The following is a 13,773-nucleotide window of genomic DNA, read 5'->3' on the forward strand; positions in this document are numbered from 1 at the left end:
CTGCCATAATATACTTATCACTTTTAGGTTGATAGTATTGTATAAACCAACACCAGTTTTAATACCAATAACGTGCAATTTAGTTTGAACTGATCGTAACAATTGACACCATCAGGATTAGATATGGTTAACAAAAATAAATCGCCAATCCCAACAAATGAAAGCGAGCGACTTTTAGAACTAGAATCATATAACATAGTAGATTCTTTACCTGAAGATGAATATGATGATATTGTTTTAATTTCATCTCATATATGTAATACACCTATTGCAATAGTGGCTTTAATTGATGAAACACGAAAGTGGCATAAATCTAAAGTCGGTATCAATAAAGAGTCTGTGCCTAGAGATATTGCCATTTGTTCACATACGATTCTGAATGATGAAATACTGGTGGTGAATGATACTCATCTTAATGAAAAATTTTGTAATATTGGAATGGTAACAAAAGCACCGTTTGTTAGGTTTTATGCTGGTGTACCTTTAATTAACACTTCAGGGTTCGCTTTAGGAACTTTATGTGTTTTAGATACAAAACCCAACCAATTAAATGATTTTCAAATCAATTCCCTTAAAGCACTTGCACGCCAAGTTATTACGCTATTGGAATTACGACGTAATTTAGCACAATTAGAAAAACAAAAGCATGAACTATTTGCCCTAAGTCAAACTGATGATTTAAGCAATTTATTTAACCGTCGCGTCTTAAGTCGTGAGCTTTCTAAAGAACTAAAGAGGAGTGTTCGATATGGTGGTAACTTTGCTTTAATGATGCTAGATCTTGATTATTTTAAAATACTTAATGATAAATATGGCCATGCATACGGTGATAAAGCAATTCAAAAAATAGGTAAATTATTAAAAGAAAAATCCAGAGACACAGATTGTTGTATTCGTTATGGCGGTGATGAGTTTATAATATTAATGCCAAATACCAATGCCGAACAAGCAATTTACGTCAGTGAGAGAATAAGACAATCAATCGATAAATCGGGAGGTGCACTTGATACACTCAGTGCAAGCATTGGCATTGTAATTGTACAACAATTTGATGTCAGCGAAAAATCAATCTTAGCATTAGCTGATGACTGCGTTTATCTCGCAAAAGAACAAGGCCGTAATCAAATTATTCACCAGTTTATTTAGTCACTAGGTGTAATTGAATCATGATTTAGTTATGGGTAATAAGCGAACATTCGTTAGTAGACTAAATTTTAAGAATTACAAATCATGGCTTGTACTCGACACCTAGCCACGCTTTGAAACCTACATTTCCAAGTAACCGGATATCGGTATTTACCGTCAAAAAATGTATTTATCTATAATCAACTAAACTCAAGTTCTCCTTTTTACATACACTTATCACTGCATCTCTTTTAGCTATTTTTTTAAGATAACGTGATAAGTTTCTAAATGATAGTGGTGGCTGTTTGAATTCATCAGCCCAAACAGCCAACATGAATAAAAAATAATCACAAACTGTAATGCTATCGCTCACTAAATAGTCTTTACCTTCAAGTTCAGTATCTAGCAAGAGAAACATATCCGTTATACGTTTCTCTTGCGCTTCAACGATTGCCTTTATATGGCCAGTTTCACTTGTATGTCTTTGAGGATAAAAATACAGCATTAATTCAGCTTGCACGGTATTATTTAAATACATTAGCCATTGATAAAATAATGGCCTATTTTTATCACCCACTTTTGGCATAAGTGATTTATTAGGGTTTTTATCACATAGATGTAGACATATAGCGGCACTTTCAAATATTGCAAAGCCATCATCAACTAAAGTTGGAATACGCCCTGTCGGATTTAAAACGAGATATTCATCAGATTTGTGCGCATTAGAGTGTCTATCTACTAATTGTAATGTGTAATCTAGTCCCATTTCTTCTAATACAAAGTGCGGTGCCATACTGGCGTTAAGTGGATAATAATAAAGTATATACATCATATTCCTTTAATTAATAGACGTTAAATTTGTTCTATCATTGCTTTTATTTTTACAGCTTTTTCAAAGTGATCGAGCTTATGAGTCATGATCCACCTGAGTCATGATCCACCAAGTTGCAACTTCCATTAATAGCTCAGGTTCTTCGTTTTTATTAGCAAAAAAAGCGTAAAACGATAAACCGACGTTATCACCTTTTTGTGCTATTTTGTTATTACATACTTGTATTATTTTTTGTTTTAAAACTTTTTTCATTAAGTTCTCTACTTAGTTCAATTTCATAAATATCTAATACTTAACTTGACAGCATTTTACCAGTGAAGACTATAATTACATATTACTGAGCCCATCGATTTTGTAACATTTAATTTATAGAACCTAAATATAAAGCTCCGATTGTCCCCTTATAACATAAGTGCTAAGCTCCTAATAACCATAATAATTATCATAGTTTTTGTTTTACACAACTTAATGTCTGCAATGAATCATCGAGGAAATTGATGATTTACACAACCACAGAATCAGTCCCTGAACGGAATATTAAAGAAATACTAGGTGTCGTTACAGGCAATGCTGTTCAAGCTAAACATATTGGCGGTGAAATACATGGCTATACCGAAATATTAACTATTTATCGTATTTAAAGGACAATTGACCTTACAGTTAAGAGTTGAAAATATAATTCTTAACCTTGGTGAAACAAAAGGAGTTGAGCATTGTCCAAAACCACAACCAGATACACATTTTATGATGATAGAACCAGCATCAACAGCACATACTGGATCAACCGTAAGTGACAAAACTGTTTCATCACAACAGCATGAGTGGATTTAATAAAATAATAATGGAAACATAACGTGAAGCAATCAATAATACATATTGCCTTAGTGGTAAAAGACTATGACGAGGCGATTGATTTTTATGTCAATAAACTTAAATTCGAGCTTATTGAAGATACCTCTCAAGCAGAACAAGATAAACGTTGGGTTGTCGTTTCACCACCAGGCTCTAATGGCGTCACAATATTATTAGCCCGTGCATCTAAGCACGAACAAAATGATTTTGTAGGAAACCAAACAGGCGGAAGGGTTTTTCTTTTTTTAAGTACTGATGATTTTTGGCGTGATTATAATCGAATGGTATCTGACGGTATAAAATTTGTCAGAGAACCACAAAAACAAGATTACGGTACCGTTGCCGTATTTGAAGACTTATATGGTAATTTATGGGATTTACTGCAATTAAATTCACATCACTCTATGGCTCAGAGAACTTCAGACTAGGTTCATTGAATACAAACAACCAATAAAGTGGCTTTGCTAATATTCGCCGTCTCGGCGAGTTTAAAAGGGTTTAAGTTGCGTTTATATAGCACTTCGTAAATGATCAAATGAAGACGGCAGCTTAATTTATCCGTCATTTCACCTCGTGAATATTTTCTTTATTTATAGTTAAAATTAAAGAAAACTTAATAAATCTTCATCTAATTGCATTAAGGTTTTTGGATCTGCCATCATAGTTGCTGCTAAAGATTTTGTTCTTGGTAAAAGTCGGTCAAAGTAAAACTCAGCTGTTTTAATTTTTGCACGATAAAAATCTCTATTTTCAACCTCTCCTGCTAATTTCTCATATGCACTTTGCGCCATTTTAGCCCAAAAGTATGCCATCACTAAATATCCTGAATACATCAAATAATCCACGGCAGCAGACCCTACTACATCACGGTTTCTCTTGGCTTTTAATGCTAAGCGAATTGAATATTGCTGCCAGTTTGCGATGCCTTTACTTAATGGCCAAATAAATTTGTTCATTTGACGTTTATGCGGATTTTTAGACAACATGCTTTGATCTTTACAAAATACTAACACTTTTTTCGTAAAATCTTTTAATGTTCGGCCATGTGTTAATAAAATTTTTCGCCCTAATAAATCTAGCGCTTGAATGCCTGTGGTACCCTCATATAAAGTTGAAATTCGCACATCTCTTACAATTTGCTCCATGCCCCACTCTTTTATATAACCGTGACCACCAAATACTTGTAAACCATGGTTAGCACTTTCTGTGCCCACCTCTGTTAGAAATGCTTTTAAAATTGGTGTGATAAAACCTAATCTGTCGTCGGCTGCTTTACGCTCTTGATCTGTTTTAGCCATTTCAATATCATCCACTATTTTAGCCGTATAATAAATCATAGCACGCCCCCCTTCACTAAATGCTTTTTGTGTCATCAGCATTTTTCGTACATCTGGGTGAACAATAATTGGATCAGCGACTTTATCTGGATACTTTTTACCTGTTAATGAACGCATTGATAATCGTTCTTTTGCATAAGCAAGTGAGTTTTGATAAGCCAATTCAGAAGCACACACACCTTGTAATGCTGTACCCACTCGTGCGGTATTCATAAAGGTGAACATACATTCAAGACCTTTATTTTCTAGGCCTATTAAAACACCTTGAGCATTATCAAAGTTCAATACCGCTGTTGAAGAAGCTTTTATACCCATTTTATCTTCTATAGAACCACAAGTAACATTATTAGCATCACCTAAGTTCCCTTGATTATCTACTTTAATTTTTGGCACGATAAACAATGAAATCCCACGTGTTCCTTTTGGCGCATTAGGCAATCTTGCCAGCACGATATGAATGATATTTTCTGTTAAGTCATGTTCACCTGCAGATATAAAAATTTTAGTGCCTGTAATATTATAAGTGCCGTCATTATTTGGTTCAGCTTTAGTTTTTACTTGGCCTAAATCGGTACCACATTGTGGTTCTGTTAAACACATGGTACCAGTCCATGTACCTTCAGTTAAGCGTGTTAAATACAACTCTTTTTGCTCATGTGTACCATGTGTTTGTACTGTATTCATCGCGCCATGACTTAAGCCCGGGTACATAGCCCATGACCAGTTAGCGGTGCCCATCATTTCAGCTTTTGCCATACCCAAAGAGGCTGGCATGCCCTGACCACCATGCTCTATTGGATGTGATAAACTTTGCCATCCCCCTGCTACATATAAATTATATGCTTCTTTAAATCCTTTAGGTGTAATAACTTTACCATTTTCGAACTTGCATCCTTCTTTATCACCTGACTGATTTAATGGTAGTAATTCATTTTCACAAAATTTAGCACATTCTTGGAAAATAGCATCTACTAAATCTGGGGTCGCTTCTTTAAATTCGGGATGTTTTTTGTAATGTTCATAATAATTAAATACATCATCAAATAAAAATTTAATGTCCATTAAAGGCGCTTTATAACTTTGCATAATTACTTCTCTTATTATTGTTACTGCTTAATTAATATTAGTCAAAATAAGTATAGCAGACAAAAAAACTGGTCATACCACAAAAGAAATAAAGATTAGTCTCAATTAAATTTAAAGCTGACTATGCTCAAATACCAGAAAGTGGACTTCATGACTATCACAAAGATAATGTTGGTGACTTAGAAGTAACTGGCTTTGAAGTTTATGCCGGATATAACTTAAGTAACTTACAAGTACAATTAAGTTACTCTTCAGCAGATAGTGACTTAAATGCATTTACAGATTATCAATCACTAGCTTAGCTGTCAGCCTAGATGTCGGTAACCTATTTGATAAAGACTACGCTCACAATCTTCAAGAACTGGCTTATCTAAACACCCTAGATTTGGTGATTTATTCTTAACCGATTATGAACTAGGTCGTAATATCAAAGCCTGAGTATTTTATAAACGATAAGCTTTAGCTAAAAATATAGTATTAAAACCAAGTGATATTTACTTGGTTTTATCTTTTCCACAATAAATCAGCTAATTCTTGCTGTTCATGCCATTTACCTTGCTGTAGCCAATTCACTAAATACGCTGCAACATCAGGATAATTTGCTTGATGTAACTTAATATCAGAAGTTAAGAAATCTTCACATATTTTTGAATTTAAACTATGCATTACTTTTCCTAAGCCTAGCGTCAATAACGCTTTGGCATTAGAAATTTGTTCCATTTGCCCCGCTAACGGTTTTACTAAAACATCAATGCCAATATGAATACACTCACTGACTAATTCAAAGCCTGCACCACAAATAACTTTTTTGCTTTCTATTAGATCTTGCTTAAACCCAGTTAAGCATGGAGATCTTGTATGAATATTGCCATTATCATTATTTTCTAAATCTGGTGAGTATATGTAAAAATCAAAATTTTTAAATTTTGATAATAAATTAATGACTGCACTTTGTGCTTCAAAGGGCAAATATACTATAACCTTATTTTTCTTTATATCTGAAATCATTAATCTTGTATCAACTATTGGTGGTAAAATTGGACTGTCAAAATGATGCCAATGTAAACCAATTGGAAACCTCACTGGCGCAAATTTTTGTATTAATTTATTAGTAAACCAAGTATCGCCCTCTTTTGGGATATCATGCAAAAAAGCATATTGATGTCCTATTCCTATTGAATCTACACTCTGTTGTTTTGCAGCCCATGCAGATACGGGCTCAAAATCGCTGATCACTAAATCATATTCAGTTAAATCTAGAGATTTTACATCAGCAAAAAATTGCTTAAGATTATTTTTTTGTATCGTTTTTCTTTTACGAATTCGTCCACCTTCAGTAATAAATGTTAGCCCTGCTCTATGTTCAAAATTTCCAAAAGATTCCATACCAAATAACTCATCTTTATCTCTACCTGAGATTAAATAAGTCACATCTAAGTCCGATTTGTTTAAATGCTCAGCCATTATTCTAGAACGTGTTAAATGGCCATTTCCCGTTCCCTGAACACCATAAAGAATTTTCATTTACTCACCCATTATTATAATTACTAAAAACCCTATAGCCGAACCCAAACTCCCACCCGCTAATATATCTGTTGGAAAGTGAACTCCAAGAAGCACTCTAGAAATACCCACACAACTTGCCCAAAGATAAATAACATAACTTAACGAAGGAAAGTATTGAGAAACAACAAAAGCTAATAGAAATGCTCCTGATGTGTGCCCTGATGGAAAACTAAATTCATCTGAAGCGACAATAGTCGCTTTAAAAAAAGGTATCGCTTGAGGTGGTCTATTACGCTTTAAAGTATTTTTTAAAAGCCAATAAATTGGCCTTTCAATCATAAAAGCGATTAAAGTAGCAATCACAAGATACATACCTTTATCAGCTGGTATTAACATCAGCGGAAATGTTACCTGTAAATATCCATCACCCGATTTTGAGATTATATTTGCTAAGGGTTTAAGTTTGTCACTTTTATGCCCAGATACACACCACATAAACATAACAGTATCTAAATGTTGTAGTTTCACAATTATCTCCTTATCTGTCCCATATCATTCCCAAATATGTTGTTACTTAGATTAGAATGGCTTGCTGAAGATAATGAGGCTCTGATGTGGCTTTTTAGTGACAGTAAAATGAAGTTAAGTTGACAGCCTTAAATAATTATTTAAGGCTTTAAATTTTATTTTTAGCTATTTTCTATTTTAAAACCAACTTTAATAGTTACTTGAAAATGACCCACTTTGCCATCAACGATATGTCCACGCGTTTCAACAACTTCAAACCAATCTAAGTTCTTTATAGTTTTACTACATTGCGTAATTGCATTATGAATTGCTTCTTCAATACTCGTTGGGGATGAACCAACCATTTCGATTTTTTTATAGGTATGGTGATCAGACATAATACTCTCTTAATAGTAAAAAAAATTATTACGTATAAATATAGAACTATTTTTAGAATTAGAGCTATATTTAAAAATAATTTAATTTATAAATGAGCTTATTTGTTATGGTAGTTAAGTTATTAGTCGTGTATGTTTACGCTATAAACAATTGATTACTCAGTGAGTATTTAATATGCAATGGCTAAAGCTAGCAACACGTACTATCGTAATTATACGTTCATTAAAAGTTGCTATGGTTGTGGGGACAATTTTAGTTTTCATAAATCAAGCCGATGTCATAATAAATGGTGAGCTTATGCTCAGCCATTTTATTAAAATAATATTAACCTATTGTGTTCCATATTGTGTATCAACTTATGCCAGTGTAGATTCTATGTTGAATTCTAATGCTACTGAATAACTAATAAAGAGGATTTTCAAATGTTTAATTTTTTTGGTGGCGATAAAACTCCAGAAGGACATGTTTTAATTAAACAAGATGAATTAGCTGACTTAAATGCCAAAGCGCAGATTTTAGACCAACTAATCTCTGGCGGCGCTTTAGAAATGGCGCAACAAATTACTGAAAATGCGCAAAATGTAAATGTTGCATCTTCAAATAGGCTAAGTGAAATTGAAAATAACTATGGCTTAATTCAATCTTTTATTGAGCAATCCGAGAGCGTTGAACATACTTCTAGTGAGTCATTTGAATCCGCAAAAGCGACTTCTCAAACATCAGCTAATGGCATTCAACAGCTGGAAAGCTTAACTGAAAACATTACAACTTCAGCACAATACATTAGTGAGTTCACAGAACTATTAGCAAGTCTTGATGAAAACAACCGCAACATAGGTCAATTAGTTGAATCAATTAAGGGAATTGCAGATCAAACAAACTTACTTGCGTTAAACGCAGCTATAGAAGCTGCCCGAGCAGGTGAACATGGTCGTGGTTTTGCTGTTGTTGCAGATGAAGTACGCTCTTTAGCAAATACGGCAAATCAATCAGCTGACCAAATTCAAAATGAAATGAAAAAGATAATGGGTATTTCATCTTCTATAATTGATAAGCAAAAAGAAGTCACAACCATTATTGATGGCAGTGTTGATATTGCCAATACAACCATGGAAAGCCTGCAAGAATTAGTATCTATGTCTTCTTCTAGTGCAAGTTTAGTTGAATCTACAATAGTTCAGGTACAGCAACAATTAAGTAGCTCTGAAACAATAAAACACAGTATGCAACAATTGATTGAAGAGACTCGCCATGCATTAGATGGTTCAGCCACCAATGTCGATTTAGGTCAACAACTTATAAGTCAACTTATTTTAGATAACCGTATATAATGACGAGAGAAGAAGCTTTATTAGCAATTATTCAATTTAGTACAAACAAAGATGAAGCTTTTTCTCAATTAGCACAATATCCAAAGGAGAGCGAAACAAAACTTGTTCACGTTACTCCTTTGATGCTTATCAATAATATAAAGCTGTATACCCAAAACCTGATCACAAGTGACGATCTAGAATTTTGGGCTAATTTTATTGAGATACGTGAAGATATTAACTTTAACAATGTAGAAGATGAAATTTATGCTTTATCTAACCCTGACTTAATGGGAGAAATAACAGTCACTAAAATGAACAGACTCATCTCTATTCTAGAAAACCCGCATATCAAGCATTAATATTCTCAAGATTTAACTTTTTATCTTTTTCACTTGATTATTCTCATATATTTTCCACACTTAGATTAATAAGATCTTTCAGAGATTTATTCATTCATGACGCAGTTTGATGTAACCATTATTGGAGGTGGCATTGCAGGAGCGGGTGTTGCACAGTGTGCCGCAGCTGCAGGTTATCGCGTTTTACTTTTGGAAAAAGGAGATTATGCAAGTCAAACATCTTGTAGTTCAAGTAAATTAATACATGGCGGTTTACGTTATCTTGAAACAATGCAATTAAACCTAGTGTACAATGCACTTCATGAACGTACATCTTTACTTAGACTTGCACCTGAATTAGTAAAACCAGTCCCTTTTTACATTCCTCTTTATAAAGACAGCTCAAGAAGTGTATGGACATTACGAGCAGGTTTATCTCTATATGCACTTCTTTCTGGCTTTACAAAATTAAGTCGGTATAAAGAACTTCCTAAAAAGAGTTGGTCTGTGATTCAAGGATTAAAAACTGATGGTTTAATTGCAGTTTTTCAATATTGGGATGCCCAAACTAATGATCAATTACTCACTAATAGTGTTATTAACAGCGCAATAGACTTAGGTGCTAAAGCACAATCATATGCAGAATTTATAAAAGCCGAAAAACTCAGTAGCGGATATAAAGTGACTTACCGACTTAATAAAGATATATGCGAAATTAATACTAAAATGATAATTAACGCTACTGGACCTTGGGTTAATGAAACGTTAAATAAAATATATCCGCAAATTAAGGGATGCAATATTGACTGGGTACAAGGCACTCATGTTATTTTAGATAAAACAGCGCCTAAAAAAATCTTTTACTTAGAAGTAAAAACAGATCAGCGTGTTATATTTGTGATGCCTTGGTATGGAAAAACACTCATCGGAACAACTGAAGTACTATTACAAGAATTACCTGAATATATTAGCCCACATGCTGAAGAGATTGATTATTTATTATCAGCTTACCAAAGTTACTATAAAGGCGAATTACCAAAAATAATACGTTCTTTTGCGGGTATTCGCGTGCTACCAAAGCACAGTGATACTGCATTCTCAAGACCGCGGGAAAGCATTATTTGGCAAGATCAAAACAATCCAAATATCATTAGTTTATATGGTGGCAAGTTAACCACATTTAGAATGGCAGCTAAAAAAGTTGTTAAGAAAGTAAAAAAACAAATCGGTGCAAAAAAAATCCGTGCCAATATTGATAGCATCAAATTATAAGTTCTAAAAACCAGAATACTCCCTTTATAATTCAAAAATTGTAAATAAATATAACAATATATTGCTCATAAGCATCTCACTTGTTATGTTTAATCTAAGAGGGTATCTTAGATATGGCGTGGTAAGTCATTCTAAATAAATTATAATTATAATAAAAGGGCGTAAATAAATGAATAACCATTTAATTTTTAACAAAACACAACTGGCAGGTGCTATAAAAAAATCATTTATGTTCGCGGCTTTAAGCTCAATTTACGCAGCAGCACCAAGTTATGCCGCTGAAATTGAAGCTGATGAGCAAGTAGAACGCATTATTGTCACCGGTTCTCGTATACAGCGCTCTAGCGCACAGATGACCACACCAACCACTGTGATAGATTCTGCAGCTATTGAAATGTCTGGCGCTAAAAATATTGGTGATTTACTCAATAAATATCCGGCTTTATTAGATGGTATCGGTGGTGCAGGTAATAATACCAATAGCGGTGATAGTTTTTCTTTAAATAATGCAGGGTTAGAACTTGCTAACTTAAGAGGCTTAGGCACAAACAGAACCTTAGTATTAGTGAATGGTCGTAGGCATGTACCTGGTGCTGCTGGGACTTCAGCAGTAGATATGAGCATGATCCCATCAGCCCTTGTAGATCATATTGAAATTATAACAGGGGGTGCATCTGCTATTTACGGTGCAGATGCTGTAACAGGTGTTGTGAACTTTATTTTAAAAGATGATATTGAAGGCTTAAAAGTAGATATTTCAGCAGGTATGACAAACGAAAGTGATGGTGAAAGCCAAGATGCGTCTTTTACCTATGGTACAAATTTTGATAACAATAAGGGAAATATTACTGCTCACTTATCTTATTCAAATGAGGAAGAAATTCCCTTTACCGCAAGAGATTATGCATTAAATCGATACGCATTCAGAGTTAATCCGCTTAATACTGGCCCTGATGATGGCATCGCAGATACCATTTTCTTTAATGATGTACGTTTCCAAGCACTCAGTAAAGAGGGGTTATTTTATGTGCCAAATAATAACTGGGTAGGTGGAGATGGTTCAGACATTATCAATAATAACTTACCACCCACCTTTGCCAACGATCCATTTGGTTTAGGTTATGATACCTATGCGATAGATAGAGAAACGGGCCAGTTCAGAGATTTTGTACCTGGCATTAACTGTCAGGTTGTTCCTTGTGATGGAGGCGATGGTTTTAGAACGCAAGAAACAGGCACCCTAAATTCTCCAAGCGAGCGTGTTATTTTTAATATAAATGGCCGCTATGATGTAAATAATGAGCTCAGGTTATTTACAGAAGCAAAGTATGGCAAGGTAGAGTCAGCTGTATCAACACAAGCATCTGTTTTTCATGATGATAACTTTGGACCTCTTATCTCAATTACTAAAGATAACCCGTTTAGACCTCAACAACTTGTAGATATCATGCAACAAAGAGAATTAGATGTTGTTGCTTTAGCAGTGATTGGTTTAAATGCGAGAAATGAAAATATCAGAGAAACAACACAATTTACATTTGGTGCTGAAGGCACTTTCTCTGAATATGACTATAACTTTTATGTTCAACACGGTAAGGTTGAGAGTGAATTAAATTCTGTAGATGTATTAAATGAAAACTACTATCATGCTTTAGATGCTGTTACCGATGCTAATGGTAATGCTGTGTGTCGGGATGCAGCCCAAAACCCTGACTGTGTCGCATATAATCCGATTAATGGTTTAGCATCTGATGCTGCAAAAGATTATGTTGGAGTGACGTTACAACAAAATGAATCAATTGAGCAAACTGTTGCAGCATTTTCTCTCAGTGGTGAACTATTAGAAGCACCAGCTGGGACGGTAGATTTTGCAGTTGGTGTAGAATATCGAAAAGAAACCTCTAATAGTGATCCTGATCCATTATCTCAAGCAGTTGATGCTGATGGTGTTGGCTCAGGTTTAGTAGGTTCGCGTACCGGCCCTACTCGCCCAGAAAATTCGTACTTAAGTCCAGTTACAGGTAGCTATAATGTAAAAGAAATTTATGCTGAATTACTTGTGCCTTTAATTGAAAGTCAACCAGCAATAGAAATCTTAGATCTTGAGTTAGCTGCAAGATATTCAAATCACAGTGTAACTGGTGGGGATTCAACCTATAAAATGGCACTAAACTGGGCGATAAATAGTGACTTTAGAACCCGTTATACTTATTCTCATGCGGTACGTGCACCAAATATTGAAGAGCTGTTTTCTGCCGAATCAATTGGTGGCGCACGTATGGATGATCCATGTCATAGAGATAACCAATTATTAGGCCCTCAAGGGAGTAATCGAATTGCTAATTGTGCAAGTTTAGGCTTGGCACCAGATTTTGTATCTAATGCTTCATTTGGTACGCGATCAATAGCAAGTAAAGGTAATATTGAACTTAACCCTGAAATTGCAGATACGTTAACTGTAGGTCTAGTTTATACACCATTTAATGAACTAAGCATTGCAGTCGATTATTGGGATATCAATATTGAAGATGCCATTACCACATTTGAAGCCACTGATATTTTAAACAACTGTGTTGATGGCCAAAGCCTAAACAGTGTATTTTGTGACGCAGTAAAAAGAGATAATGAAGGTCAAATTTTATTGGTCTCTACGCAAAGCATTAATGCTGCGAATTTTGCGGCTAATGGTACTGATTTAGATATCAACTATCACCATGATTTATCACTAGGCCAGCTAAACTTTACCTTTAAAGGCACCTATTTAGATGAAAAAACATTCCAACAAAACGCTGCTGATCCAACTGATATAGATAGTCAAGCAGGTGAAGTGGGCTCACCACACTTTAGAGCATTAATCACATCGGCTTTAACAACAGATAATATGGTAACGAGTTGGACCGTAAACTATATTGGTGAGTCTACATTTAATAAAGAAGCTAATCCGGAGGAATATCCTGATACTTTTAATAACAAAGTAAAGGCATACACATATCATAACCTTAACTTAAGTTATTCATATAACGATTCTATTTCTTTGTATTTAGGTATAGATAATGTGGCAAATAAAAAACCAGCAGCATTACCTAATTTAAATGCTGGCGGGTTATTATATGATGGCATAGGTCGTAAATATTATGCAGGTATGCAGTTTGATTTGTAACAACTTAGTTTAATAAAAAAACGCCACTGGAGTGGCGTTTTTTTAT

13 protein-coding genes and 2 pseudogenes are annotated in these 13,773 nt (G+C 34.4%); 9 read left to right on the forward strand and 6 right to left on the reverse strand.

What is annotated here, in order from left to right; genetic code table 11:
- The first annotated feature begins 123 nt into the window (after positions 1 to 123).
- Positions 124 to 1,146, forward strand: coding sequence for a sensor domain-containing diguanylate cyclase (locus tag CJF42_RS07710; RefSeq protein WP_095366124.1), 1,023 nt, complete (start codon positions 124 to 126; stop codon positions 1,144 to 1,146).
- A gap of 169 nt (positions 1,147 to 1,315) precedes the next feature.
- Here CJF42_RS07710 and CJF42_RS07715 read toward each other — a convergent pair whose 3' ends face one another.
- Complete coding sequence (locus CJF42_RS07715) at positions 1,316 to 1,954, reverse strand: glutathione S-transferase family protein (RefSeq protein ID WP_095366125.1); 639 nt, start codon at positions 1,952 to 1,954, stop codon at positions 1,316 to 1,318.
- A 23-nt stretch (positions 1,955 to 1,977) separates the two neighbouring features.
- A pseudogene (locus tag CJF42_RS07720) lies at positions 1,978 to 2,209 on the reverse strand (DUF6500 family protein).
- A 245-nt stretch (positions 2,210 to 2,454) separates the two neighbouring features.
- Here CJF42_RS07720 and CJF42_RS29260 point away from each other — a divergent pair.
- The 3 genes and pseudogenes from CJF42_RS29260 to CJF42_RS07735 form a co-directional block, all read left to right on the forward strand.
- Positions 2,455 to 2,583 (forward strand): annotated as a pseudogene (locus CJF42_RS29260) (heavy metal-binding domain-containing protein); the annotation flags it as partial.
- A gap of 22 nt (positions 2,584 to 2,605) precedes the next feature.
- Positions 2,606 to 2,788: a cupin domain-containing protein gene (locus CJF42_RS07730; RefSeq protein ID WP_252097555.1), complete on the forward strand. Its 183-nt coding sequence runs from the start codon at positions 2,606 to 2,608 to the stop codon at positions 2,786 to 2,788.
- A gap of 23 nt (positions 2,789 to 2,811) precedes the next feature.
- Positions 2,812 to 3,237 carry a VOC family protein gene (locus tag CJF42_RS07735; RefSeq protein ID WP_095366127.1) on the forward strand — a complete coding sequence of 142 codons (426 nt, stop codon included), beginning with the start codon at positions 2,812 to 2,814 and terminating at the stop codon, positions 3,235 to 3,237.
- Between the two features lie 174 nt (positions 3,238 to 3,411).
- On the opposite strand, the gene CJF42_RS07740 is transcribed toward CJF42_RS07735, so the two are convergent.
- The 4 genes from CJF42_RS07740 to CJF42_RS07755 all read right to left on the reverse strand — a co-directional run bounded on the left by CJF42_RS07740 (position 3,412) and on the right by CJF42_RS07755 (position 7,643).
- Positions 3,412 to 5,232: an acyl-CoA dehydrogenase C-terminal domain-containing protein gene (locus CJF42_RS07740; RefSeq protein WP_095366128.1), complete on the reverse strand. Its 1,821-nt coding sequence runs from the start codon at positions 5,230 to 5,232 to the stop codon at positions 3,412 to 3,414.
- A 504-nt stretch (positions 5,233 to 5,736) separates the two neighbouring features.
- Positions 5,737 to 6,756, reverse strand: a complete 1,020-nt coding sequence (locus CJF42_RS07745) for an MJ1255/VC2487 family glycosyltransferase (RefSeq protein ID WP_095366129.1) — start codon at positions 6,754 to 6,756, stop codon at positions 5,737 to 5,739.
- Positions 6,757 to 7,266, reverse strand: coding sequence for a phosphatase PAP2 family protein (locus CJF42_RS07750; protein ID WP_252097556.1), 510 nt, complete (start codon positions 7,264 to 7,266; stop codon positions 6,757 to 6,759).
- Between the two features lie 161 nt (positions 7,267 to 7,427).
- Complete coding sequence (locus CJF42_RS07755) at positions 7,428 to 7,643, reverse strand: dodecin (protein ID WP_095366130.1); 216 nt, start codon at positions 7,641 to 7,643, stop codon at positions 7,428 to 7,430.
- A 175-nt stretch (positions 7,644 to 7,818) separates the two neighbouring features.
- Here CJF42_RS07755 and nrtS point away from each other — a divergent pair, with 175 nt between their 5' ends.
- From nrtS to CJF42_RS07780, 5 genes are all read left to right on the forward strand, one after another.
- Positions 7,819 to 8,046, forward strand: coding sequence for a nitrate/nitrite transporter NrtS (gene nrtS / locus CJF42_RS07760; RefSeq protein WP_095366131.1), 228 nt, complete (start codon positions 7,819 to 7,821; stop codon positions 8,044 to 8,046).
- A 20-nt stretch (positions 8,047 to 8,066) separates the two neighbouring features.
- Positions 8,067 to 8,975, forward strand: a complete 909-nt coding sequence (locus tag CJF42_RS07765) for a methyl-accepting chemotaxis protein (protein ID WP_095366132.1) — start codon at positions 8,067 to 8,069, stop codon at positions 8,973 to 8,975.
- The gene (locus CJF42_RS07770; RefSeq protein ID WP_095366133.1) at positions 8,975 to 9,316 is read left to right on the forward strand and encodes a hypothetical protein; all 342 of its coding nucleotides are present in this window, start codon (positions 8,975 to 8,977) and stop codon (positions 9,314 to 9,316) included. The genes CJF42_RS07765 and CJF42_RS07770 overlap by 1 nt, the downstream gene beginning before the upstream one ends.
- Before the next feature lie 96 nt (positions 9,317 to 9,412).
- The gene (locus tag CJF42_RS07775; protein ID WP_095366134.1) at positions 9,413 to 10,567 is read left to right on the forward strand and encodes a glycerol-3-phosphate dehydrogenase/oxidase; all 1,155 of its coding nucleotides are present in this window, start codon (positions 9,413 to 9,415) and stop codon (positions 10,565 to 10,567) included.
- Between the two features lie 169 nt (positions 10,568 to 10,736).
- Positions 10,737 to 13,727 carry a TonB-dependent receptor plug domain-containing protein gene (locus CJF42_RS07780; protein ID WP_095366135.1) on the forward strand — a complete coding sequence of 997 codons (2,991 nt, stop codon included), beginning with the start codon at positions 10,737 to 10,739 and terminating at the stop codon, positions 13,725 to 13,727.
- Positions 13,728 to 13,773 lie beyond the last annotated feature (46 nt).

It is taken from the genome of Pseudoalteromonas sp. NBT06-2 (assembly GCF_002276045.1).
Classification (GTDB): domain Bacteria; phylum Pseudomonadota; class Gammaproteobacteria; order Enterobacterales; family Alteromonadaceae; genus Pseudoalteromonas.

What these genes read in the sequence shown, in the direction of transcription:
- nrtS (WP_095366131.1), top strand. Translation starts at nt 7,819, where the DNA reads ATGCAATGGCTAAAGCTAGCAACACGTACTATCGTAATTATACGTTCA.
- CJF42_RS07755 (WP_095366130.1), bottom strand. Translation starts at nt 7,643, where the DNA reads ATGTCTGATCACCATACCTATAAAAAAATCGAAATGGTTGGTTCATCC.
- CJF42_RS07715 (WP_095366125.1), bottom strand. Translation starts at nt 1,954, where the DNA reads ATGTATATACTTTATTATTATCCACTTAACGCCAGTATGGCACCGCAC.
- CJF42_RS07765 (WP_095366132.1), top strand. Translation starts at nt 8,067, where the DNA reads ATGTTTAATTTTTTTGGTGGCGATAAAACTCCAGAAGGACATGTTTTA.
- CJF42_RS07770 (WP_095366133.1), top strand. Translation starts at nt 8,975, where the DNA reads ATGACGAGAGAAGAAGCTTTATTAGCAATTATTCAATTTAGTACAAAC.
- CJF42_RS07740 (WP_095366128.1), bottom strand. Translation starts at nt 5,232, where the DNA reads ATGCAAAGTTATAAAGCGCCTTTAATGGACATTAAATTTTTATTTGAT.
- CJF42_RS07710 (WP_095366124.1), top strand. Translation starts at nt 124, where the DNA reads ATGGTTAACAAAAATAAATCGCCAATCCCAACAAATGAAAGCGAGCGA.
- CJF42_RS07745 (WP_095366129.1), bottom strand. Translation starts at nt 6,756, where the DNA reads ATGAAAATTCTTTATGGTGTTCAGGGAACGGGAAATGGCCATTTAACA.
- CJF42_RS07775 (WP_095366134.1), top strand. Translation starts at nt 9,413, where the DNA reads ATGACGCAGTTTGATGTAACCATTATTGGAGGTGGCATTGCAGGAGCG.
- CJF42_RS07780 (WP_095366135.1), top strand. Translation starts at nt 10,737, where the DNA reads ATGAATAACCATTTAATTTTTAACAAAACACAACTGGCAGGTGCTATA.